Origin of the sequence: Rickettsia endosymbiont of Cantharis rufa, assembly GCF_964026445.1 — a bacterium.
GTDB lineage: Bacteria > Pseudomonadota > Alphaproteobacteria > Rickettsiales > Rickettsiaceae > Rickettsia.
The window spans coordinates 573,380-595,183 of sequence record NZ_OZ032150.1 but is presented as its reverse complement, the minus strand read 5'-3'; the positions used below and the strand labels follow the sequence as shown (position 1 = coordinate 595,183).

Sequence of the window (21,804 nt, the reverse complement as noted above, 5' to 3'; positions counted from 1 at the left end):
CCTCGTATCATACTTATATATTACCACATGTCAAAATAAAATACTGATAAAAATTAATTTTTTGATATATCACAAGCATGCAAGTCTTGTTTGAATTTTAGAGTATTATTTTCACCTAAAATTATACGATAAATTTGAATATTTTCAAATACTCTTTGAACATAATCTCTTGTCTCACGATAAGGTATAAGCTCTATCCAATCTACGATTTTTCTAGTATCTTTTATATCTCTTGGATCACCGAATCTATCAATCCATTTTACTACCTTATGACTTCCGGCATTATAAGAAGCAATAGACAAAATATAAGAGCCTCTATGGTCACCTAGCAATTGTTTAAAATGATGAGTACCGAGTTTAATATTATATACCGGATTCCTAGTTAAATCCACTACATTACATTTTGCATTTATAGATCTTGCAGTATCGCAAGCAGTTTTTTCTATAAGCTGCATTAAGCCCATAGCACTCGCACTACTTATTGCCGAATGATCAAAAACCGATTCCTGTCTAATTATTCCATAAGTTAAATGAGATGAGATAGGTAAACCTGCTAGATTATAAGGCGTCGGAAAAGCGCATTCTGGAATAAAAATATTATTTTGAGCAGCAATTTTTGCTACATCAACCATATAATGGGTATTATTACATCCCTTAATAATATTCACAATTACTTGAATTTCTGCAGGATTTTTAGTATTTGTAATCGCTGCTTTGGAATATATCATAGCTAAATGGTTTTTATTATATTTAACCAGTAATTTAATTGCTTTAATAATCTCTTTATTTTCTATGTTTTTCCTTTCTTCAGAAGTTATTACGGGAATAGGAGGCAAAACTAACTTTGTTCTATTTAATTCAATATTTGCTACCTGTCCGTAAAAGGTAAAAGAATATTTGGCTGCCTGCTCATAAAATTTCTTAGCTGTTTGCTTATCGCCTTTTACTTCATAGCTGCGACCTAACCAATAAAACCCGCGTGCCAAGCTAATTGGGGTTTTAACTACCTTAATAAATTTATTAAAATGCACTAATGCCTGATCCGGCTTCTTTAAAAAGCTTAAAGAAAGCCAACCTGCAAGCCACTCCTGCTCTCTTATAGTTTCAGGACAAGTAGCAAAAGGAAGCGTTGCTATTTTATAACTATTGGTAAAATCTTTGTAATCTATGAATTCACGAGCATAATAAGATTGAATGCGGCACCATTTAGCAAAATGCTTACGGTTATTTTTGGCTTTCTTAAATAAGGTAATATCTTCCTTTGTCGGTTTTTGCGTTTTCTTAGAATCCAAATAACGATATAACAAACCGGAAGTATAATATTTTTCAGGAACGCTTCTAAAAAGCTTCTCAGCGTTTGATGATTTACCTATAATCGCAATTTGTGCTTTAAAAGAATTACGATAGCTTTCTACATATTTTAGCGACTGCTCAGCAGACCTAATATCATTTTTCCATAAATGTTCTTCTATTCGCTCTAAATGATCGCTCGCAGTTAAATATTTATGCCATCTACTATAATACGCCTTTTCTTCTTCAGGAGTGAAATTGGCGTATATCCACGCTTCTTTAATAATAGGCAATAATATTTTCTGATCTTTAATTAAGCTACTTGCAGCAGCCGCATAAAACTTATAACCTTTACCAGTAAGCGGTGGATGTTTACTAAACCAATCAAAAATTACTTTTTTATTTGTATTATTATTTAGATATTCTTCGACTCTTTCTTCGAGTAGTTTATTTTGAGGCCAATTTGGGTTATCACGTAAAAACTTTATTACCTGCTCAAAACTATTATCTGAATATTTATTATTCAAAAATTTTTGTGAAAAAACGATTTTTGTTAAAGCTTTATTATTTACTTCTAAAGCTAAATCTTCAGCTTGTGACCAATTTTTTTGATCGATATAGGTAAAAATTTGTTTTATATTATCTACAGGACCGGAATTAGCATTTACTCCAGCCGTCATCCCGTGGCTTGACCACGGGATCCAGTTCAAAGCTAACAAGAATATCGTAATTAATAATTTTATTTTCATAAGTTTATAAGTGTTTTTATGTCATTCCCGCGAAAGCGGGAATCTAGTACTTTAAGGCTTTTTAAAAGCTCGATTTATCTCGCTTTACTCTGGATTCCCGCTTTCGCGGGAATGACATAAAACGAATCATGCAATAACACCTCTTCGCAGGAATGACATAGAGACTAACTAAACACCAGTAGAACCAAAACCACCACTACCACGCATCGTTTTTTCAAGCGCGCTACTTTCTTCCCATAATATACGTTCATACTTTGCGATTATCATCTGTGCAATTCGCATGCCTTTTTCTATAACGAAATCTTCTTTACCTAGATTAATAAGAATAACTTTTATTTCACCTCGATAATCTGCATCAATAGTACCTGGCGAATTAGCAACCGTAATACCGTGTTTAACGGCAAGACCTGAACGAGGTCTTATCTGCGCTTCAAACGAATCCGGTAGTGCTATAGCAATGCCTGTCGGGATTAGCTGTATACTACCTGCTTTTATTGTTATAGGTTGGTCGTTTGCAGCTATTAAATCCATCCCCGCACTATGCTCTGTAGCATATTCCGGCAAACTGTCTGAAAAATTTTCTAATTTCTTAATTTTAACTTGCGTTATATTCATAATACTTCTCATAAGCGAAGGGTTGATCTGGTACATTTATTGGCATTGCCTAAAAAAAGTTGTTTTATAGTATAGTTTAGCCTTCAGATATCATTCCCGCGGAAGCAGGAATGATATAGAAACTTTATATCAACTCTTTTTAGGCAATGCCTATTTATTTTATATCAAATTTATCGTTAATAATTTTATTTTCAACGGCATCAATTAAAGAATTAGCAAAATTATCGGTTAATATCTTGCTTCCCATACCAAGTTTCTTTTTAAGCCAAGGTTGTTTAGCACACAGATATTGAAACTTAATATTATCGCCGAATTTTTCTTTCATCACACTATACATATCCCCTATACCATCAATCAAGCCGTAATCAAGAGCCGTTTGTCCTGCCCAAAATTCACCGTTAAATAAAATTTCGTCTTGTTGTGTTAACTTCCCTACTCTTCTTGTTTTAACATAATCTACGAAACGCTCATAAACCTGCTTTTGTAGACTTTTTATAATTTTAAGGTCATCTTTGTTAACAGGCTGAAAAGGATCTAATACCGATTTATTTTTCCCTTCTGTGTAAACTCTTCGCTCTATTCCAAGTTTGTTAATCGCTTCATGAAAACCAAACCCGCTTGATACTACTCCAATACTACCGATAACCGAACTTGGCAAAGCATATATCCGGTCTCCGCTGCAAGCAAGCCAATATCCGCCTGAAGCCGCCATATCTTCAATAAAACTATAAATTTTTATTTTATTTTTTTTAGCAAGGTCGCGAATACGTTTTGCAATAAGTTCAGATTGTACAGGCGAACCTCCTGGGGAATTAATAATTAAACATAAGACTTTTAGTTTCTTTATTTTAAAAGCTTTTTCTATTAATTCATTTAATGATTCTAACGTAAGACCTGATTGCACGGTACTTACTTTACCGATAACACCGCTGAGGCGTAAAACAGCAATTATGTCTTTAGAATCGCCAAAAACCGAAGCAAATAACTGTTCTATTTTACTTATCTGACGTTTTGCTATTACCTGCTCAAATTCTGCACCCGCAATAGCCGATTTATTTACTTCATTCATTAATTTACCTATTATTAACCTTATACTAAATTCAATATTATTCTTTATGAAGCTTGGGCATAGCTCTTAAAGGTCGTAATCCAAAAAATAACCTTAATATTGATACAAATATTACGCATTTGATAAAATAAACATGTAAGAAACTTGTTTTTTATATGTTTTACTGGATTCCAGCTTTCGCAGGAATGACATTAAATACCGGAACTTCTTCGGTACTTTTTTGATTTATTATTTCCTTAGCCACACCTTCCTTCATTGGCAGCAAAGGCTTAGCCGGTTTATTAAGAGATTGTTCATTATAACTATTTTTCGGCTCAGGATAATTTCCAGGGATAGCGGATAAAATAGTTTCTCTAATTTTTTCGTCATACCAATTTGTATTACCGACAAAGCTAGTTATTATTTTGCCGTTTGGGTCTATTAATATACTAGTTGGTAAACTAATAACACCTAATACTTTAAATAATTCATTTCTATAATCATGATAAATCTGCAAATATCTTATTTGATAGCTTTTAAAGTATTCTTTAACAACTTTTATGTCTTGATAATCTTCTGAAATTGGAATTACCAAAAAAGGTAGTTTTCTAAAATCTTTTTGTAACATATCAAGATCAGGCATTTCCTTAACACAAGAAGCGCTCCAAGTAGCCCAAAATACTAACAATATAGTTTTTCCTTCAAACTGATCAAGAGAATATTGATTTTTTTCTTCATCAAAAAAAATTACATTATCAGGAACGCTTGAACCGCTTAAATGCTCTAGTTTTTCCTGATGCTTAGCATAAATTTTAGGAATAAAGATTGTTATAGGTAATAAAAATACTATAATATATAAAAAATCATATAATAATTTAGGTAATGAAAACACTTTATTTATTCTTATTAACGTTTATATGCGTTATATTATGCGGTTGCGGTATAAAAAAACCTTTGGAGTCTCCCGTGCAAGAGGCAAAACGTCATTGCGAGGAAAAACTGTAAGTTTTGACAAAGCAATCTTGTACCAAAGTCCTGAGATTGCCACGCTCCTTTCAGTCGCTCGCAATGACGTTACTATCAATATCTCTTAAGCGTCGTACCTTGTAATACTAAATCAAAACAATACGACATCATATTTTCCTGCGGTTCGATCAATATCGGGTTTACTTCACCGCACTCATTATCACACATATTTTTATTAGATAAATCTAAACGTGTTTCAAGGGGCGCAAGACTGGAATGTTCTATTCTTATATTTGCACTTCTTAAATAACGAGAAGATTTATAAGGTAACATGCTAATAAAGTAATATTCTCCTTTGTTATTGGTAGTAGCGATGCCGGAGCCAGTGAAACTTGAATCGCTTTTACTTGTGAATCTTTTTTTATCGATTCGAGTTTTTAAAGGTTCATAGGGATATTTACCGCTGCTTCCTGCTTGCCATAAATAAACTTTAGCATCTGCCACCGGCACGCAATTTTGATCTAATATTTTCCCTTTAATTAATATTTTTTCACCATAAAACTTTGATAATTTTCCTGTTTTACGTAATAAATTATTAGTAGGTTCAAAAACTTTTGGTTCATAATCATTGAATATATTTCTAGTAATTTTACAACGATTAAGCTTATTAGGATAAATTTCAGAAGCAGCAAATATGTTTAATGTCCAAAAACATAAAGAACAAAATATAAATTTTTTCACTTTTCACCACTATATTTATAGAATTCTGCATTTAAATTTAGACCAATTATTTATATTAATCAAATTATTTTTATTCTCATTTGATTATTAAGTAATTGATTGTTATAGTAAACTTTATTGTACTAAAATATACTCCTGATAAATGGCAGAACAGAAGATAGACGAAGTTTAATTTGGACAAGAGCAAGGAGTATATAAGGCAAGGAGCGGAGCGTATAATAATACGTGAACACCGCAGATCTTATAATACGACGTAGCCAATTTTTCAAATTAAACGAGTATCCATGCAAAAATTTTTATCTTTAGTAATTGTAATTTTAATACTTTACAATATAGTAAAGTTAAAAATATCCCCCGACGACAATAATCCTACAGTTGTGGAACAAACGGCTTCAAATAATTTATCTACCAATGAAAACCGAACTAGTATAAATAATGAACCACCTATTTCATTAAATGGTAATTTATTTGAACGTACGGTTTCAAAAATAGTAATAAATGCTCTTAAAACCGAAGAAGGGAAAACATTCTTTGAAAATATTTTACAGCCGTTAAATGGACCTATCAACCCTAATGAGTACACTATTGAAGTACGTAAGGATTTAGTAAAAACACTATTTAAAATTAATACGCTCGGTAGCGGTAATATCGGTCCCGCTTCTTGTGGACATGTAGTTACTGTATTTTATCAAATATTAGATATGAATAATACTTTAATATCTGAAGATACTAAAACTTTTACCTTAGGATCGAGTCCTATAATGCATGGCTTAGATAATGTAATAATAGGTATGATGGTAGGAGAAGCACGAGAAGCTATTATTCCGGCAAAATACGCCGTTAATAATAGTAATGATATTATCTTCGATAATGCTTATAATTACAAAGTAAATGTAATGTTAAAAGCAGTATTACCACAAAATTTTGTTAAAAATGATGAAGTTAGAATTTATGATGATGAGATAGCTTATCGTGTTCCTTTATTATGTGGTGAAAAAGTAAGTTTTAATGCTAAAATTACTCGCTTATCAAACGGTAAAATACTATATGATTCAAAAGCAAAAGGACAAAAAATAGATATGAAGATCGGCGATATTACATATCCTTTAATTTTTTCTTACGCTTTGCAAGGTAAAGTAACGGTTGGAACACGTAGTGTTATTGCTGAAGGTAAAGCATTTAAAGCCTTAGGTTCTAACATAAATAAAATTATTTCTCATGAATCTTTACCGATAAATGAATATCTTTTGCTTGAACTAGGAGACTTTAAACAAAATTAAATAAATATGAAACAATCTAAAATATCGGATAATAAAGAACAAAAAAATTATATTTTGTTATCTATCCTTGTCATAATGATAATAATTGTATATCTTATAGCTTTAATAAAAATTGCAGGATAAATTTTGTGTTTATCAAAAATTTGAAACTTAGATGAGAAGGACAATTTAGTAGACGAAGTTTAATTTAGAAAAGAGCAGGAAGTCTATAAGTCGAGGGGCGGAGCGTATAATATAATACGTGAGCACCGTAGATCTTATAAAATGACTAGCCATTTTTTAAATTAAACGAGTATTCTTACTTTAAACTTTAATTAAGCTAGGAGTTTAGTATGGAAATCATTCAAAAAAATAAAAATATTATTATAGTAGTAGGTTTAATATTTTTAGCAGTAATTATTTATATCTCTACAAGTAAGATTCCAGGTAATAAAACAAATGATAATATATTAGAAGTGAAGATAGCTATAAAAGATCATAAATTTGTTCCAAATATAGTTGAAGTACCAAAATCTACTAAGATAAAGTTAATTGTTCATAATGAAGATGATACGGTAGAAGAGTTTGAAAGCCATGATTTACATCGTGAAAAAATAGTTATGCCACATGAATCAATAAATATTATACTTGCACCACTCGCTCCTGGGAAGTATGAAATTTTTGGGGATTTTCATCAAGATACAGCTCAGGGTCTTATAATTGTTAATGATTAGATAAAAATATGTTTAAAATTGCTTTGGTAGTGTTTCGTGAATGTTTAGAGATATCCTTATTACTTGGTGTAATACTAGCCGTAACAAAACAAATAGAAAAATCTCGTCTCTATATTATTGCCGGAGTAATGCTTGGGGTAGTATTTGCCTCAATTTTTGCATTTTTTACGCGTAAATTATCTTTATCTTTTGGTGGAATAGGAGACGAGTTATTCGATTCCGGAATTATGATACTAATAACAATTCTGATTAGCTGGACAATAATATGGATGCAGGGTTACGGTATAAAAGTAAAGCAACATATAAACGACTTATCCGTAAAAATTCATGAAGGTAATGCCAGTTATTTCATGTTGGTTTTTTTAGTTGCCACTACTATACTACGAGAAGGTGCAGAAATCATTATTTTAGTATATAGTATATCTTCAGTTGAAACAATATCAAGCAGTATTTACTTGCAAGGAGTAATAATAGGTGCTACAAGTGGTTTTTTACTTGGTTTAGTAATATATTTCGGTTTAATTAAGATTGCTAATCAAAAATATATTTTTAAAATCTCTTCTGTATTATTAATGCTGATAGCGGGAGGGTTTGCAGCAAGTGCGACAGGTATTCTAACTTCTTCCGGTCTAGTTATGTTTTTATCCGATCAACTTTGGGATAGTTCATGGTTAGTAGCAGATAGAAGTATGATTGGCAAAATCTTACATATTGTTACCGGTTATATTGCAAGACCTAACGGACTGCAAGTACTTGCCTATTTTACTACTATATTACTAATAAATATTTTTATACAAATAAAATTAAGATATTCTAGAACAGTACAAAAAAACGAATCAAATTAATTTTATCAAAGAGAGAGTAATTAAATTAAATATGTTTAAACTTTTATCAGAAATTGGTCCAGTAATAGCATTTTTTGGAGGCTTTTTTTATGGCGGTGGCATACAAAATGCCACTCTTTATATGCTTATTACCTCTGTTATTTGTATTACTCTTTGTTATTTTATAGACAAAAAAGTATCAAAGCTTTCTATTATTTCTTCATCTGTTTTATTAGTTTCGGGAAGTATAACTTTAATTAGCGGCGATTCAATGTATATAAAAATCAAGCCGACTATATTATATACTATTTTTGGAATAATTTTTCTTATGAGCGGTATAAGAAAAAATCCTTTTATCAAATATGCTTTAGAGAGTATAGTGCGTCTTAAAGAAGAAAGCTGGATAACTCTAAGCTATAGAACAGCATCCTTTTTCTTTTTTATGGCTATAGTTAATGAAATAGTTTGGCGTAATTTCTCAGATGAAACATGGGTAAAATTTAAAGTATTCGGCGTAATACCTATTACCTTTATATTTATTTTACTTCAAATACCTCTTTTATTAAAGAATAAATTACCGGATAGTAAGATATGATTTTTATAAAAAGTCTATTAAGAATTTTAATTTTCACAACTATCTCTTTCAATTTATCTGCCTGTTTACCGGTCATATTTGCCGCAGCAACCACCACTGGTATTGTTGCCTCAAAAGATCAACCAATGTCCGAAACATTAAATGATTCAAGGATTTCTGCCGGCATTAAAGCTGATTTAGTAAAAAATAATTTTAAGGATTTAGGAGCTAAAATAAAGGTCGAAGTATCCCAAGGAAGAGTATTATTAACAGGAAATATTCAAAAAGAACCGGATGTCTTAAAAGCCGTAGAAATTGCTTGGAATCAAAAAGGCGTAAAAGAAGTTATCAATGAGTTAAAAATAAATAAAAGCAGTAATCATTTTGATTTAGCACAATATACTAAAGATAGTATGATAACAACACAAATTAAAGCTAAAAATTTAGTCAAAAAAGATATTAAATTTGCTAATTATACTATTCTAACTATAGATAATATTGTTTATTTATTTGGAATTGCAAGATCAGAAGAAGAGCTAAAAAAATTTGCTTCTATTGCATCAAAAATAAAGGGCGTTGAAAAAGTTGTGTGTTACGCTAAAATAATGGATAACTTTAACACAGATAGTGATAATAGTGAAGAATTATAAATTCAACTTGGACCCTTTGCAAAACGAAGCTAATAAAGAGGAATTTGAAGAAAACACGGAAGTGCTCACCACCGCAACGTACAAAAAAGCACATGCGGATGCGAGCGCCGGATTGACGTACAAATTAGGTCTATACTCCTGTAAAATAAAGAGTTGTTATGCGAAGTTCAACTTGAAAAAGAGTAATTGGTCTGTAATCCGAGGAGCGGAGCGTATAATAAACGTTCAGCATCCAAGGACTTACACAGACATTGTCGCCAATTTTGGTTGTTCAACAAGTATATTACTTTTATTAATTTTTTGTTTAGGACTAAGCGGCTGTAATAGCTCAAAAAAATTACCTTATTCCCGCAAATATTCATACAAGGAGTTATCAAAAGATGATCCTCATAATCTAACTTATAAAGGACATTATAAAGTTGGAAAAAATTATAGAATAGAGGGGAAAACTTACAAACCTCACAACCCTAAATCTTTTACCGAAACAGGTTATGCCTCATGGTACGGTGGACGCAAGGACGGTTTCCACGGTAAAAAAACAGCTAACGGTGATAAATTTAATAAAAACCTATTAACTGCCGCACATAAAACTCTTCCTCTTCCTTGCTTAGTTAAAGTTACCAATAAATCCAATAATAAATCAGTAATATTAATGGTTAATGATAGGGGTCCTTTTAAGAAAAATCGTATAATAGATGTTTCACAAAAAGCAGCTGAAATTTTAGCATTTAAAAATCAAGGTATAACTAAAGTAAAAATAGAGTATTTACCTGATGAAACCGAGAAATTTCTAAAAAATATTAATTTAAAAAAACCACAAAGTAAAACTTTAGTTAAAAACTCTAAAAAACCTTCATCTACTAAAGTTACAAAAAACACTAAATGTAGCGTTAATTGTCATATAAAACTTGTAAATTTAAAGTACAGGCTAGCAGTAAATCCTTAAAATAGTACCCTACGATTTTTATTTTATGTCATTCCCGTGCAGGCGAGAATCCAGAAAAAGTATAAATACAGCAAATTTTTGGAATTAAAAGCTCGATTTATCTCACTTTACGCTGGATTCCCGCTCTCGTGGGAGAATGACATCGAGCGTATTTTTCGATCTATGCGACAAAGCCTATGCCTCCTCGCTAATGACGATACATATCAGCTACGTATATTCTTTTTCTTTATTATTTTTGATTTAGTTTTTGTAGTAGATTTATTGTTAGAGGCAAGTCTGATTGAAGATTTAGCGACTATAGGCTTAACGCCAAAATGCTGATCCAACAATCCAATCATTTTTTGATCACGAGATGCGGCACTTTTGCCGCCTGTAACAACGGCAATCAGTGATTTACCGTTCCTAGAAGCAGTAGTTACTAGATTATAACCTGCTGGGGTATGAAAGCCTGTTTTCATGCCTTCCGCACCTTGATAATTTTTAGTAATTCTATTGTGTCCATTTACTATATTTCCACGAAATATAAAGCTGGTTTTAGAAAATAACGGGTAATATTTTGGATAATCTCTCTTCAGGGCCATAGCAAGTTTAGCCATATCTCTTGCGGTAGTTTGTTGCAATGGATCATGCCAACCTGAAGCATTTTTGAAATAGGTATTTTTCATACCGAGCTGTTTAGCTTTAACATTCATTAAATGAGAAAAAGTTTTCTCAGAACCTTTCATCCCCTCAGCAACCGTTACAGCAACATCATTAGCGGATTTTATGATTAATCCATTAATTGCCTCTCGAACAGTTATAGCTTCCCCCGCTCTTAAACCAAGTTTACAAGGCGGCATTTTTGCTGCTTTCTGTGAAACAAGTAATTTTTTATTCAAAGGTAACTTACCCGCTTCAATTGACTCAAACATTAAATATAACGTCATCAATTTTGTTAAAGAAGCAGGGTAAATCCGAATTTGTGAATTATGAGTATGTAAAACATTACCTTTCGAATCAATTACTAAGCTAGTTTGAACAGGAGGTTTAGGAGAATTTTTTACAGCTTTCTTTGCTTCGCTTATTGGAGCAAAGAAAAACGTTATGACAAAAATATAAGGTAATAAGAATTTTTTAAACATTTTAAATAAATGAAATATTATTCAAATTAAATCAAGTAGGATTTTTCATGGCATTGCTCAAAAATCGACTCGATATCATTCCCGCGTAGGCGGGAATCCAGTTTTTTAAGCAAATTATATTTTTTATATAATTTTCTTTGTTTTATAACTTTTTACTGGATTCCCGCCTACGCGGGAATGACATAAACGCAACAATATCTACAATCACTTGCAATGACGTTTAAAATAAACCTTACTATACTTTAACCTTTTTATTAAGATACATTAATATAAACAAGGCAGGCAAGGCTAAAATTATAGTAAAGATGAAAAAACCGTCCCAACCCATCATATTTACAAGTTTTCCGGCATAAATAGTGACAGTATTGTTACATAAACTACTAGCACTACTAAGTAAAGCATACTGCGTTGCGGAATATTTCTTATTACATAAATTACCGATATATCCGACTAAAGCAACAGCACCCATAGCACAGGCAAAATTCTCTATAGTAATAGCAATTAACAAAGCTTCAAGAGAAGGAGGTTGGTGATTAAGCCAAATAAAAGCAAAATGTGTTAGACTTTGGGCAATACCGGTAATAATCAAACCTTTAAAGTTTCCCATCCTATGCATTACAATACCACCGGCAAAACCACCGACTAAGGTCGCAATTAATCCATAAAGTTTAGCTATTGTTGCTATTTCGCCTTTTGTATAGCCAAGCTCTATATAAAACGGTGAAGCAACCGCTCCAAGCATAGCATCGCCTAATTTAAAAAATATTACCGCGAGTAAAATAGTTACGGCAAACTCTCTTTTGAAAAAATCTTTGAACGGATTAATTACTGTAGAAATCCATGAAGAAATAGAAGTAATATTAATTTTTTCTCTTACTAATTCTTTTTCGTTTACGGTTATTATAAATATCGTTGCAACAGCAAATATTATAGCTATAACAAAGAAAGTTAGCTGCCAATCATTACCTGTTATTTCTGCAAGATATAAAGCACCTGCACCAGTAATTAGCATACCGATTCGGTAACCGAATACGGCAGCTGCACTAGCTATGCTTTGTGTTTCCTGATCAAACTTATCTATACGCAACGCATCAACGGCAATATCAAAAGTACTAGATAAAAAACCTAATGCTATAGTCAAAAAATATAAAGAAGCTAAGGAAACCTTAGGATCTGTCTTGCTTATAGCAATTAACACTAGAACCATTAAAGAGCTACATAATATTAGCCAGCTTTTTCGATGTCCCCATCTACTTAAAAAAGGTATTTTAAAATTATCGACTAGAGGTGACCAAAATACTTTTAACGAATATGATAACCTTGCAACCGCAAAAGTAGTAATAACAGCGATATCTATCCCGGATTCTTTTAACCATACAGAAAGAGTAGAGAAAATTATAACCAGCGGCATACCGCTAACTATTCCTAAAATAAATATTTCAAATAATCGATAGTCTTTAAAAATCTTGGTAATGAGCATTGTGTTATTCCTTGGTGTTGGTGTCGTTCTTACTTTTAACAGGTCTTGGTGGCTCTTATGTCATTCCTGCGAAAGCAGGAATCCAGCATAAAGCAAGAAAATTGAGCTTTTAACTTCAAAAATCTGCTGTATGTATATTTTTTTCGATTTCTGCTTTCGCAGGAATGACATAGAATTAGTTAATAAAGATTAAGAAATATAAACTATTTACTTTATAAATCAACTGTTTTCTCTTAATTCTTTATTATATAACCTATAATATTCATCCTTATTCTTAAGTAATTGAATGTGAGTACCCCGCTCACAAATTTCACCGTTTTTCATAACGATAATGTTATCAAGATCGATAATACTACTTAAACGATGCGTAATAATTAAAGTGGTTTTTCCTTGGCGTAATTTCTTTAAAGATTCTAAAATTTTCTGTTCGGAAGCTTGGTCTAAGCTACTCGTTGCTTCATCCCAAATTAAAATAGGCGCATCTTTTAGGAAAGCTCTAGCAATAGATAAACGCTGACGCTGACCACCTGAAAGCGTCGCCCCCTGCACTCCTATCTGCGTATCGTAACCATTCGGTAGATGCCTAATAAACTCATGAGCATCAGCATATTTTGCCGCTTCTATTATCTCTTCTTTTGTAGCGTTTCCGTGACCATATGCTATATTTTCTGCAACACTTGTATCAAATAAATGAGTATCTTGCGTAACTAAAGAAATCTGACCTCTAAGCGAAGTAAGCTTAATATCTTTAATATCATGATTATTAATTAAAATTCTTCCATCAATTGGATCATAGAAACGTACTAATAAATTACTAAGAGAAGTCTTGCCGCTACCGGAACGCCCAACAAACGCAATCATTTTATGAGGTTCTAACTTTAAATCTATATATTTTATAGCTATTTTACTCTCAAAACTTAAAGCTAACTTCTCAAAAGTAATTTGTGGATTATACAAATTTATTTCTTTAGCATCTTCACAATCTTTAATAAGAGGTTCAGTATCTAAAATACTGAATACTCTTTTAGCTGCCGCAATTCCTTCTTGTAAATTGACATTTAAGGATACCAAGCTTTTAAAAGGTCTATAAGCCGCAGCAAAAGAAGCTAAAAAAGCAAAAAGAGCACCGGGTGTACTTTTCCCCTCAAGCACTAAATTACCTCCATACCATACCATCCCTCCAACCGCAAGACCGCTTAAAATCTCCATAATCGGTGAAACCATCGCATCTAATTTAGAAGTTTTCTTATAAAACTCTAAAATATTATTAATAATCAAGGATGCTCTATTACTTTCTATTTTTTCGCCGACAAAAGATTTAATAATCTTAATTGACTGGAATGCTTCATCAAGCCTAGAAGTATAATGTCCTAATTCCTCTTGGGACTGCGATGATATTTTACGTATCTTTCTTCCCATTTTTTGTACCGGATAAACGGCCAAAGGGAAAACAAGGAAAACTACACACGATAATACCGGTTCTAAGTTAAACATTGATCCTATTAAAAATACTACCGTTAGGAAATGTTTAGCACATCCGACAAGTAAATTAGAAACAGCACCACGCATCAAAGAAATATCGTTAGTAAAACGAGATATAAGACGCCCTGAGGTTTGTTTTTGGATAAAAGAAATATCGGCAAATAACAAATGCTCATACATTTTCATCTGCAAATCGTTTAATACTCTCTGACCTGCAAATTTTATTAGATAATTCTGATAATATTCCGAAATTCCTTTTATGGAAAAAGTAGTAGTCAGCACTATCGGCATTATTATAAGCATCTTCCTATCATGCGTTAGAAAAACCTTATCGATAATAGGCTTAACTGCATGCACGATAACAGCAGTACAAATTGCTGCAATAGCCATACAGAATATTGCAAAATATATTTTATTTGCATAAGGTTTAACATGATCTTTTATCAGCCTTTTTATAACATAAATAGCTGTATAATCATCAGGCCTCTTTCCAAACTCTACTTCTAGAGGTAATTTGTGCGTCGATCCGATACTCGCATCCTCACGTACTTTTTTGTACGCTACGGTGCTGCGTTTCGTGTCTCCTACAAATTCCTCGCTATAAGCGACTTTGGAAAGAGGTCTATTATTCAAATTATTATTGCTCATTCTCGTTAAAAATATTAAATTGATGATGTGGTTGATTTGGCACTGGCATTTTCAAATGCTCAAAAGCAGCAATAGTGATTACCCTACCTCTAGGGGTTCTTTGTAGTAAACCTATCTGTATTAGGTACGGCTCTATAGTTTCTTCAAGTGCATCACGCTGTTCAGACAAGGCAGCAGCGATCGTTTCAATACCAACCGGACCACCGTTATAATTATCCGCTATGAATTTTAGATAACGATAATCATTGCTATCAAGCCCAATCGCATCAACTTCCAAACGATTTAAACCAAAATCGGAGATTTTTTTATCTACTGTTGATTTACCGTCAACTGCCGCAAAATCTCTTATACGACGCAGTAACCTTAAGGCAATTCTCGGTGTTCCTCTACTTCTTTTAGCTATTTCTTCAGAACCCGAATCGGTCAAATCAATACCGAATAGTTTACTTGCTCTATTTAGAACTTTCTTAAGTTCTTCCGTATTATAAAAATTTAAACGCACAGGGATGCCGAACCTATCACGCAAAGGATTGCTAAGCAAACCAAGTCGTGTGGTAGCACCGATTAACGTAAATTGCGGCAAGGTTATTTTCACCGATCTTGCGGCAGGTCCTTCACCGATAATTATATCAAGCTCAAAATCTTCCATAGCAGGATATAAAACCTCTTCAACCGCAGTATTTATGCGGTGAATTTCGTCGATAAATAATACGTCGTTCTTTTCAAGATTGGTAAGGATAGCAGCAAGATCGGCTGCCTTAAGTATAGCAGGACCGGAGGTAGATTTGAAATTACCGCCAATTTCGTTGGAAATAATCTTAGCAAGTGTAGTCTTACCAAGCCCAGGCGGACCATAAAATAAAGTATGATCAAGATGCTCATTTCTAGATTTTGCAGCCTTAATAAATACCGAAAGATTTTCTTTAATCTGCTGTTGACCAACAAATTCTTGCAAATATGACGGTCTTATCGGCAATTCTTGATCATTTTCACTTTTTTCGGGCGATAATATATTAGTCATTATTTTAGATTAAATATAATGACTAATAATAGCTAAAAAATAGTTTTATGCTATATTTTAATTTAATTGAAAATTAGAATTTCGATTTTTCAAGGCTGTTTTGATTAATTCATCAATAGAAATTTCAGGATTTGGGGCAATATTATAACAACACCCACTCTTCGCTTGTCCCCTCTTCCCCAGATAAGAGTACTACATTCCCTGGTTTCGCATTTGTGGATTTTATATCTGAAAATTTTAAGCAAGATGCTGTATGTCTCATTATTTCTAGGGGTAAATCACCTATTGCTGTATTTTTTACAATTCCTGTCATTTCAAAAAAAACACTCATTAATATATTTATCTGTATTTTTAGTTATAGCGCCTAAATTGTCATAGTTTACTTCTAGTTCTTTTAATATTTTTTAAGATGTAAATTTCGATATAATTTTAAATATTTACAAGTTTCGCTATCGGCGATTTTTAACTTCTTTTCATAAAAATTTCTTAAGATTGGTATTATTTCCTTAGCTACTTCCTTTACTATTTCTTCTGATACATGCTTTATTTTATTCAAAGTTATAGCAGTAATTTCTCTAATAGCTTTAGATAATTATTGTTCTTGTTCTATATTAATTGAACAGCTAATAACTTTACTATTTCCTATTGAAGTTAGTAATTTTTCTATTGATTCTTCACTTATTTCGCTAGCTAAAGAAAAGCTTAATGAGATAGTGTGGTTATTCCTTTCTAGAAAATAAGATATAGCTGCCACTCCTATATCATCTATATAAAAACCCTTCATATCTAAAGTATTAATAAGAGAATCTCGAAAAAACTTTTCAAAGAATTGTAAGGAATTAGATTTTGCATTATTCCTCAAATAAACTCTTGAATTTATTATTTTTATTGATTGGAATAGTTCTATTATATCTTTACGTATCAAACAATAACTTAATGTAAACGAATTAACATTACTCATGCAAAAAAATTTATTAAGACTATCTATCTGTGTCTGAGGAGTAATTTTCTACATTAGGAAGAGATAAAATTTTTAAATTAGGTTTTTGAGAAATATTAGCTAAAAATGTCTTAAATTCACAGGCTTTTACCCTAGTATTTCTCCAATCAATTTTTTGAGGAGTATTATTTTTTTAAAGTCTTTAGAATAATCGCAAGTTTTTCATGATCTACAAAACTGCTATCTATTTTAATATTAGTAATACGACATTCAGGATCTATTAAAAATTAATCTAGTAATTCGGAACATTTTTTTAATTGCAGATAAACCTATAAATACCAAACTTTTAATACCAGCATCCCTTAAAAGGTTAAATAAATTACTTAAATTCTCTTCTGAATGCCAAGCATTATGCTCATGTTTTAAATATAAGGTAGAAGGATTACGTTCTAATTTTTTAAATGTTTCTTCAGCATTTATACTTTCTAAAAAAGTTTTCAATTCTAACATAATTTATATTAATTTTTAGTTACTAAGATTAATATAAAATAATTGTTAATTTATCAACTAAAAATTAGAATTTCGATTTTTTAGGGTTGTTTTGATTAATTCATCGGTCGTGCCCCGTATTGCAGCTTAGCATGAATAGTCTATAATCCTCAAACAGTAATAAGAGAGAATTATAGTTAAGGAGTTATGGCAAGAATAGATGTTAAGTGTAGATCAAGAATAGATGTTAAGTGTAGATATTGTAACGACACAGAAAAAGTAGTAAAGGCGGGATATTCAATTTCAAAACAACAGAGATATCAATGCAAGCAGTGTAATCGATATTTTTAACTGTAATATATTAATAATGCCTCTAAGCCTGGAGTCAAGACTCAGATAGTAGATATGTCAATCAATGGCTCTGGAGTTAGGGATACAGTAAGAGTATTAAAAGTGGGTATCAATACGGTTATCCGTGTTTTAAAAAAATCTAGCGTTAAAAAAGATAAATCATTCTATCAATACGATAGAAGTAATTATTGCTCCTGAAATAGATGAACAATGGTCTTATGTACAGAATAAATCCAAACAAAGATGGCTTTGGTATTCTTTGGATAAGATTTTGTTAAAAGTAGTTGCTTATACTTTTGGTACAAGATGTGATAGCACATCAGAATCATTACTGAAAAAAACCGGAGGATTTTAAGGTTACTTTTTACTTTACAGATGGATAGGGAAGTTATGCTAGGTTATTAGATCCCAAAAAACACATTGTTAGTAAAAAATATACTCAACGGATAGAACGGGGTAACTTAAATCTTAGAACAAGATGCAAAAGACTGACACGTAAAACAATTTGTTTTTCCAAGTCATTGGATATTCATGATAAAGTCATCGGAACTCTTATTGAACGTATAGCCTTTTAATATTCACATCTGTAAAATGGAGGTGCGACCAATTCATCAATAGAGATTTCGGGTAATAGTGTCTTGAACGGCATTTTTAAATTGCTAAATTGTCTATTATTATTTTATTATTAATTGCTAAATTGTACCAATTATGGTACATTATTACAATGCTCAATATATCAAAAACTCTTACAAAGAAGAAAAGGGGTGGAGCTATGAATAAAATTAATCCAAAACATTTAGATTCTAATTTTGATGATTTTCTTGATAAAATTGGAATATTAGAAGAAGTGGCAGTAATAGCTCATAAGCGTATTCTTGCAGAGCAAATTATGGAGCAAAAACATATAACAAAGTCAGAAATGGCAGAAAAAATTGAAACTAGTAGATCAGCTGTAGATAGATTTTTAAACCCTAATAATCCTAATGTTACCCTTGATACTTTAGACCGCGCTGCTATAGCTCTAGGAATGAAATTAAATATTTCTTTAAGCTAATGAATTTCGATTTTTCAGGGCTGTTTTGATTAAATCATCAATAGAAATTTCGGGATTTTGGATAATGAGCCCCTGCACGGTGTTTTGGGCTTCAAACCTAGAAAAGCCTAGATTTACTAAAGCTTTTATTACTTCGTTACTTGCGACGGGGGTGATATTTTTGATATTTAAGCTATCTTTAATAATAGCAGGGCCACTTGATATTTTTGCTACTTTACCTTTCAGCTCTAACACTATACGCTCGGCAAGTTTAGCTCCTACTCCTGATATTGCTTTAAACATATCTTTATCTTCATTATTTATAGCAATTTGGATATCCGCAGGCGTAAGTCTTGATAAGATAGACAAAGCCATTCTTGTACCTATACCGTTCACGGATTGCAGTAAATTAAAAAAACTCTTCTCTTCTAGAGTCAAAAAACCGTAAAGATGGATATGTTCCTCTCTAACATGGGTTTCGATAAATAGTTTGTAAAACTCCCCTTCAGCAAGTTTACCTAAAGTCTTACCCGGGGCATAGACTAAGTACCCTACCCCGTTTACGTCAATTATAACGTAATCATCACCTTGGGAATCAATCTTACCACTTAATTTACCGATCATATAATTATTTTTTCTTTCTACTATATATTAAAACTAACATCGGTAAAGCAGTAATAATTGCAGCTAAAATATAATGAATAACGGGCGGTCTATCCATCATATGACATTGCCCGTCATTAGGAATCGTTTGAGCCAAAATCATATAAGCAACTATTACCGTTATCGCTATATATAAAAAAGTAAGGAGCAAATATTTTATAAAATTTTTCATGTCAATAATCTATAATATTTATACAATGGTAGTCTAGCATATTGATAATAATATCAATAAAAAACTATAAAGCCAAGAGCTGGTTTATTACAATAAGTAGAACACTTATAAAGGTATTAGAAGCGTCTAAAAGTCCAGAGTCAAACGAAGCTATTGATAAAGAGAAAAGAGAACAAAAACTTGAACAACAACTTAAAGAAGAATATCGAAATCTTTCTTATCTTGAAGCTGGATGGGTAACTCTTGGCATAAACACCGGTAATAAAAAATATGATGATTTAAATAAAGAATATTTAGAACTACAATTACCACTTGCTGATAATAATTTAGGCATAATGCAAAGAATTACGGCGGCAGTCGAAGATGGTGCTAGTGCATTACAATTTACATGGGAAGAAGCACAAGTTCTGCCAGATCTTATAACAGAATATAATAACCTGAAAGATGCCAAAAATGCGGCTAATCAATCAAGCTCTATTGAAGCTACTAGCAAGATGATAGCGGACGCAGCACCTCTTATAAAAAAAAGTTTCTTCTATTTTACATTCTGAATCGATATCTAATGCGTCAAAAGAAACCATCTTGCAATCTACTGTTGTGCTATACGTACTTACACCAATTTTAAATAAAAGACTTGCTAAGGTAACTAAAAAAAACTTTCAGACCTCAGAGCTAGAAAAAATAAATGTGTTAGGGGGATTAAGCCCTAGATTCTTCAGGGAATTAACTACATTAGGAGTAGATTTAGCATCTAATGCACTAAGTGGTGATTTAAATCCAAAAGTACAAGAAGTATATAAAAATATTAAACAAAAAAAAACTCCCGGGTCTCAGGCAAATATATTAAAGAACATCCATGACATTATCACTTCAGATAAAGTAAATCCTCTTCTTAAAGAAAATCTAGTAGAATTTTTAAAAAAGCCTGAGAATCAAAAAGAATTAACTCAGGTTAAAGAAAATATTTTAAACAACAAAGTACAAAAATTCGTTGCACCTGAATTTCTTAAAAATACCATAGAACTGATTGCAAATTCTAGTGATAAATTAATAGAAAGTACTCCATTTGCTATAGAAGCTTTTAGGTAATTTAAAGAAAACCAACTTTGAACTAATACCAACCTAGGACTAGAGGGAGTAAACACTGAATTAAAAAAAGAGTTATTACAGGCAAAAAAACTGAAGTAATAAAGTTAGTAAATAATGCTAAAAAAGCTATCGATAATTTAGCTCCTATATTAAAAGAGGAGCTTCCTAAATACCTAGATACTAATAAACAAGATATATTGAGTATATTAGGTAATCCTATAGTAGCAGAAAAAATAAAATCATCGGCCATAAAACCGGAACTCATACGTAAAGCCCTAGATACATCAATGCTTTTTTAGCAGGCGCTTTGCCCTCGTTTACTAAGCTTGCTAGCCCTAGCCTCGCTGAAAGTGAGAAAGTTGCTGATATAATACAAAAAGCCCAGTTAATTAAATCACTTCCAAAAGAAGAAAAATCAAAAGAAGTAAAAGGATTGATTAATTCAGTAATACAACTACAAAATGATAGTTCAGAGATAAAGAAAGTTATTCAACAAGAGCTTCTTGAACTGTTAGAAAAACATGCTAATACTTTAGGACCAGTAGTAAATTAGTTCCTAAAAGAAACTTCTATAGGACAAAAATTAAAATTAGGTTGAGAAAAGCTAGTTAATATAGCAAGTGAACATGCTCCTGACTTAATTAATATTGCTGATAAATTTAGTAAGGGTAAATATATTTCTATGATAGGATCAGTATTAAAGTTATCAACAGATCCAAAAGTTTTAGGAGTGATTGCAGAAAGTGCAATTAATTTAGGAAAATATAAGGTACTTGAACCGAACACAGCCAAACTGTTAGAAAAAGAGGAGAAGAAAGCAAACAAACTAGCCGAACTAGATAATAAAGCGTTGTTGCATGACTCGAAGTAGGTATTGTTACGTGGATACTACCTGTCATTGCGAGGAGGTATTGTTGCG

At 31.8% G+C, this 21,804-nt stretch carries 25 protein-coding genes and 3 pseudogenes; 13 read left to right on the top strand and 15 right to left on the bottom strand.

Annotated elements, in window-relative coordinates; all coding sequences use genetic code 11:
* Positions 1-53 precede the first annotated feature (53 nt).
* The 5 genes from AAGD46_RS03305 to AAGD46_RS03285 all read right to left on the bottom strand — a co-directional run bounded on the left by AAGD46_RS03305 (position 54) and on the right by AAGD46_RS03285 (position 5,409).
* Positions 54-2,039, bottom strand: coding sequence for a lytic transglycosylase domain-containing protein (locus AAGD46_RS03305; RefSeq protein WP_341787746.1), 1,986 nt, complete (start codon positions 2,037-2,039; stop codon positions 54-56).
* 168 nt (positions 2,040-2,207) lie between these two features.
* Positions 2,208-2,654: a dUTP diphosphatase gene (gene dut, locus AAGD46_RS03300; RefSeq protein WP_341787745.1), complete on the bottom strand. Its 447-nt coding sequence runs from the start codon at positions 2,652-2,654 to the stop codon at positions 2,208-2,210.
* A 154-nt stretch (positions 2,655-2,808) separates the two neighbouring features.
* Positions 2,809-3,723, bottom strand: coding sequence for a S49 family peptidase (locus AAGD46_RS03295; RefSeq protein ID WP_341787744.1), 915 nt, complete (start codon positions 3,721-3,723; stop codon positions 2,809-2,811).
* A gap of 160 nt (positions 3,724-3,883) precedes the next feature.
* On the bottom strand, positions 3,884-4,594 hold the full coding sequence (locus AAGD46_RS03290) for a TlpA disulfide reductase family protein (RefSeq protein WP_341787743.1): 711 nt from the start codon (positions 4,592-4,594) through the stop codon (positions 3,884-3,886).
* Positions 4,595-4,782: 188 nt separating this feature from the next.
* Complete coding sequence (locus AAGD46_RS03285) at positions 4,783-5,409, bottom strand: dioxygenase (protein ID WP_341787742.1); 627 nt, start codon at positions 5,407-5,409, stop codon at positions 4,783-4,785.
* Positions 5,410-5,693: 284 nt separating this feature from the next.
* Here AAGD46_RS03285 and AAGD46_RS03275 point away from each other — a divergent pair, with 284 nt between their 5' ends.
* The 7 genes and pseudogenes from AAGD46_RS03275 to AAGD46_RS03250 all read left to right on the top strand — a co-directional run.
* Positions 5,694-6,689, top strand: coding sequence for an FKBP-type peptidyl-prolyl cis-trans isomerase (locus AAGD46_RS03275; protein ID WP_341787741.1), 996 nt, complete (start codon positions 5,694-5,696; stop codon positions 6,687-6,689).
* A 332-nt stretch (positions 6,690-7,021) separates the two neighbouring features.
* On the top strand, positions 7,022-7,402 hold the full coding sequence (locus tag AAGD46_RS03270; protein ID WP_341787740.1) for a cupredoxin domain-containing protein: 381 nt from the start codon (positions 7,022-7,024) through the stop codon (positions 7,400-7,402).
* 8 nt (positions 7,403-7,410) lie between these two features.
* A complete protein-coding gene (locus tag AAGD46_RS03265) occupies positions 7,411-8,247 on the top strand; it encodes an FTR1 family protein (RefSeq protein ID WP_341787739.1) in 837 nt (278 codons plus the stop codon).
* A gap of 31 nt (positions 8,248-8,278) precedes the next feature.
* Entirely contained in the window at positions 8,279-8,821 is a 543-nt protein-coding gene (locus AAGD46_RS03260; RefSeq protein WP_341787738.1) for a septation protein A, read from the top strand.
* A complete protein-coding gene (locus AAGD46_RS03255) occupies positions 8,818-9,450 on the top strand; it encodes a BON domain-containing protein (RefSeq protein ID WP_341787737.1) in 633 nt (210 codons plus the stop codon). The genes AAGD46_RS03260 and AAGD46_RS03255 overlap by 4 nt, the downstream gene beginning before the upstream one ends.
* Positions 9,428-9,568, top strand: a pseudogene (locus AAGD46_RS08870) (palindromic element RPE1 domain-containing protein); the annotation flags it as partial. The gene AAGD46_RS03255 and the pseudogene AAGD46_RS08870, both read left to right, overlap by 23 nt.
* A 162-nt stretch (positions 9,569-9,730) precedes the next feature.
* Positions 9,731-10,396 (top strand): annotated as a pseudogene (locus AAGD46_RS03250) (septal ring lytic transglycosylase RlpA family protein); the annotation flags it as partial.
* Between the two features lie 203 nt (positions 10,397-10,599).
* On the opposite strand, the gene AAGD46_RS03245 reads toward AAGD46_RS03250, so the two are convergent.
* The 7 genes from AAGD46_RS03245 to AAGD46_RS03215 all read right to left on the bottom strand — a co-directional run bounded on the left by AAGD46_RS03245 (position 10,600) and on the right by AAGD46_RS03215 (position 17,598).
* Positions 10,600-11,517, bottom strand: coding sequence for a D-alanyl-D-alanine carboxypeptidase family protein (locus AAGD46_RS03245; RefSeq protein ID WP_341787735.1), 918 nt, complete (start codon positions 11,515-11,517; stop codon positions 10,600-10,602).
* Between the two features lie 235 nt (positions 11,518-11,752).
* The gene (locus AAGD46_RS03240; protein WP_341787734.1) at positions 11,753-12,997 is read right to left on the bottom strand and encodes an AmpG family muropeptide MFS transporter; all 1,245 of its coding nucleotides are present in this window, start codon (positions 12,995-12,997) and stop codon (positions 11,753-11,755) included.
* Between the two features lie 219 nt (positions 12,998-13,216).
* The gene (locus tag AAGD46_RS03235) at positions 13,217-15,010 is read right to left on the bottom strand and encodes an ABC transporter ATP-binding protein (protein WP_410525966.1); all 1,794 of its coding nucleotides are present in this window, start codon (positions 15,008-15,010) and stop codon (positions 13,217-13,219) included.
* A 106-nt stretch (positions 15,011-15,116) separates the two neighbouring features.
* Complete coding sequence (gene ruvB / locus AAGD46_RS03230) at positions 15,117-16,148, bottom strand: Holliday junction branch migration DNA helicase RuvB (protein ID WP_341787732.1); 1,032 nt, start codon at positions 16,146-16,148, stop codon at positions 15,117-15,119.
* A 394-nt stretch (positions 16,149-16,542) separates the two neighbouring features.
* Positions 16,543-16,704 (bottom strand): hypothetical protein, encoded by a 162-nt coding sequence (locus AAGD46_RS03225; protein ID WP_341787731.1) that lies wholly within the window; start codon positions 16,702-16,704, stop codon positions 16,543-16,545.
* Between the two features lie 36 nt (positions 16,705-16,740).
* Positions 16,741-17,010 (bottom strand): hypothetical protein, encoded by a 270-nt coding sequence (locus AAGD46_RS03220; protein WP_341787730.1) that lies wholly within the window; start codon positions 17,008-17,010, stop codon positions 16,741-16,743.
* A gap of 348 nt (positions 17,011-17,358) precedes the next feature.
* Positions 17,359-17,598, bottom strand: coding sequence for a hypothetical protein (locus AAGD46_RS03215; RefSeq protein WP_341787729.1), 240 nt, complete (start codon positions 17,596-17,598; stop codon positions 17,359-17,361).
* Positions 17,599-17,784: 186 nt separating this feature from the next.
* Here AAGD46_RS03215 and AAGD46_RS03210 point away from each other — a divergent pair.
* Together AAGD46_RS03210 and AAGD46_RS03205 are read left to right on the top strand one after the other, a co-directional pair.
* Positions 17,785-18,503 (top strand): annotated as a pseudogene (locus AAGD46_RS03210) (IS1 family transposase).
* 197 nt (positions 18,504-18,700) lie between these two features.
* Entirely contained in the window at positions 18,701-18,982 is a 282-nt protein-coding gene (locus AAGD46_RS03205) for a helix-turn-helix transcriptional regulator (RefSeq protein ID WP_341787728.1), read from the top strand.
* Here AAGD46_RS03205 and ruvA read toward each other — a convergent pair.
* Complete coding sequence (ruvA, locus tag AAGD46_RS03200) at positions 18,974-19,585, bottom strand: Holliday junction branch migration protein RuvA (RefSeq protein WP_341787727.1); 612 nt, start codon at positions 19,583-19,585, stop codon at positions 18,974-18,976. The two genes, AAGD46_RS03205 and ruvA, sit on opposite strands and share 9 nt — an antisense overlap.
* 4 nt (positions 19,586-19,589) lie before the next feature.
* The gene (locus AAGD46_RS03195) at positions 19,590-19,796 is read right to left on the bottom strand and encodes a Holliday junction ATP-dependent DNA helicase RuvA (RefSeq protein WP_341787726.1); all 207 of its coding nucleotides are present in this window, start codon (positions 19,794-19,796) and stop codon (positions 19,590-19,592) included.
* A 41-nt stretch (positions 19,797-19,837) separates the two neighbouring features.
* Between AAGD46_RS03195 and AAGD46_RS03190 the strand changes: the two genes are divergently transcribed.
* The gene (locus AAGD46_RS03190) at positions 19,838-20,347 is read left to right on the top strand and encodes a hypothetical protein (protein ID WP_341787725.1); all 510 of its coding nucleotides are present in this window, start codon (positions 19,838-19,840) and stop codon (positions 20,345-20,347) included.
* A 46-nt stretch (positions 20,348-20,393) separates the two neighbouring features.
* On the top strand, positions 20,394-20,885 hold the full coding sequence (locus AAGD46_RS03185) for a hypothetical protein (RefSeq protein ID WP_341787724.1): 492 nt from the start codon (positions 20,394-20,396) through the stop codon (positions 20,883-20,885).
* A 22-nt stretch (positions 20,886-20,907) separates the two neighbouring features.
* On the opposite strand, the gene AAGD46_RS03180 is transcribed toward AAGD46_RS03185, so the two are convergent.
* Positions 20,908-21,150, bottom strand: a complete 243-nt coding sequence (locus AAGD46_RS03180) for a hypothetical protein (protein ID WP_341787723.1) — start codon at positions 21,148-21,150, stop codon at positions 20,908-20,910.
* Between the two features lie 42 nt (positions 21,151-21,192).
* Here AAGD46_RS03180 and AAGD46_RS03175 point away from each other — a divergent pair, with 42 nt between their 5' ends.
* Complete coding sequence (locus AAGD46_RS03175; protein WP_341787722.1) at positions 21,193-21,438, top strand: hypothetical protein; 246 nt, start codon at positions 21,193-21,195, stop codon at positions 21,436-21,438.
* A 129-nt stretch (positions 21,439-21,567) separates the two neighbouring features.
* Positions 21,568-21,756, top strand: coding sequence for a hypothetical protein (locus AAGD46_RS03170; RefSeq protein ID WP_341787721.1), 189 nt, complete (start codon positions 21,568-21,570; stop codon positions 21,754-21,756).
* The last annotated feature ends 48 nt before the right edge of the window (positions 21,757-21,804 follow it).

Excerpts from the sequence above, each read along its gene's own strand:
- AAGD46_RS03260 (WP_341787738.1), top strand. The coding sequence starts at position 8,279 with ATGTTTAAACTTTTATCAGAAATTGGTCCAGTAATAGCATTTTTTGGA.
- AAGD46_RS03245 (WP_341787735.1), bottom strand. The coding sequence starts at position 11,517 with ATGTTTAAAAAATTCTTATTACCTTATATTTTTGTCATAACGTTTTTC.
- AAGD46_RS03240 (WP_341787734.1), bottom strand. The coding sequence starts at position 12,997 with ATGCTCATTACCAAGATTTTTAAAGACTATCGATTATTTGAAATATTT.
- ruvB (WP_341787732.1), bottom strand. The coding sequence starts at position 16,148 with ATGACTAATATATTATCGCCCGAAAAAAGTGAAAATGATCAAGAATTG.
- AAGD46_RS03295 (WP_341787744.1), bottom strand. The coding sequence starts at position 3,723 with ATGAATGAAGTAAATAAATCGGCTATTGCGGGTGCAGAATTTGAGCAG.
- AAGD46_RS03180 (WP_341787723.1), bottom strand. The coding sequence starts at position 21,150 with ATGAGTTCCGGTTTTATGGCCGATGATTTTATTTTTTCTGCTACTATA.
- AAGD46_RS03205 (WP_341787728.1), top strand. The coding sequence starts at position 18,701 with ATGAATAAAATTAATCCAAAACATTTAGATTCTAATTTTGATGATTTT.
- AAGD46_RS03270 (WP_341787740.1), top strand. The coding sequence starts at position 7,022 with ATGGAAATCATTCAAAAAAATAAAAATATTATTATAGTAGTAGGTTTA.
- AAGD46_RS03170 (WP_341787721.1), top strand. The coding sequence starts at position 21,568 with ATGATAGGATCAGTATTAAAGTTATCAACAGATCCAAAAGTTTTAGGA.
- AAGD46_RS03215 (WP_341787729.1), bottom strand. The coding sequence starts at position 17,598 with ATGTTAGAATTGAAAACTTTTTTAGAAAGTATAAATGCTGAAGAAACA.
- AAGD46_RS03275 (WP_341787741.1), top strand. The coding sequence starts at position 5,694 with ATGCAAAAATTTTTATCTTTAGTAATTGTAATTTTAATACTTTACAAT.
- AAGD46_RS03265 (WP_341787739.1), top strand. The coding sequence starts at position 7,411 with ATGTTTAAAATTGCTTTGGTAGTGTTTCGTGAATGTTTAGAGATATCC.
- AAGD46_RS03305 (WP_341787746.1), bottom strand. The coding sequence starts at position 2,039 with ATGAAAATAAAATTATTAATTACGATATTCTTGTTAGCTTTGAACTGG.
- AAGD46_RS03255 (WP_341787737.1), top strand. The coding sequence starts at position 8,818 with ATGATTTTTATAAAAAGTCTATTAAGAATTTTAATTTTCACAACTATC.
- AAGD46_RS03195 (WP_341787726.1), bottom strand. The coding sequence starts at position 19,796 with ATGAAAAATTTTATAAAATATTTGCTCCTTACTTTTTTATATATAGCG.
- ruvA (WP_341787727.1), bottom strand. The coding sequence starts at position 19,585 with ATGATCGGTAAATTAAGTGGTAAGATTGATTCCCAAGGTGATGATTAC.
- dut (WP_341787745.1), bottom strand. The coding sequence starts at position 2,654 with ATGAATATAACGCAAGTTAAAATTAAGAAATTAGAAAATTTTTCAGAC.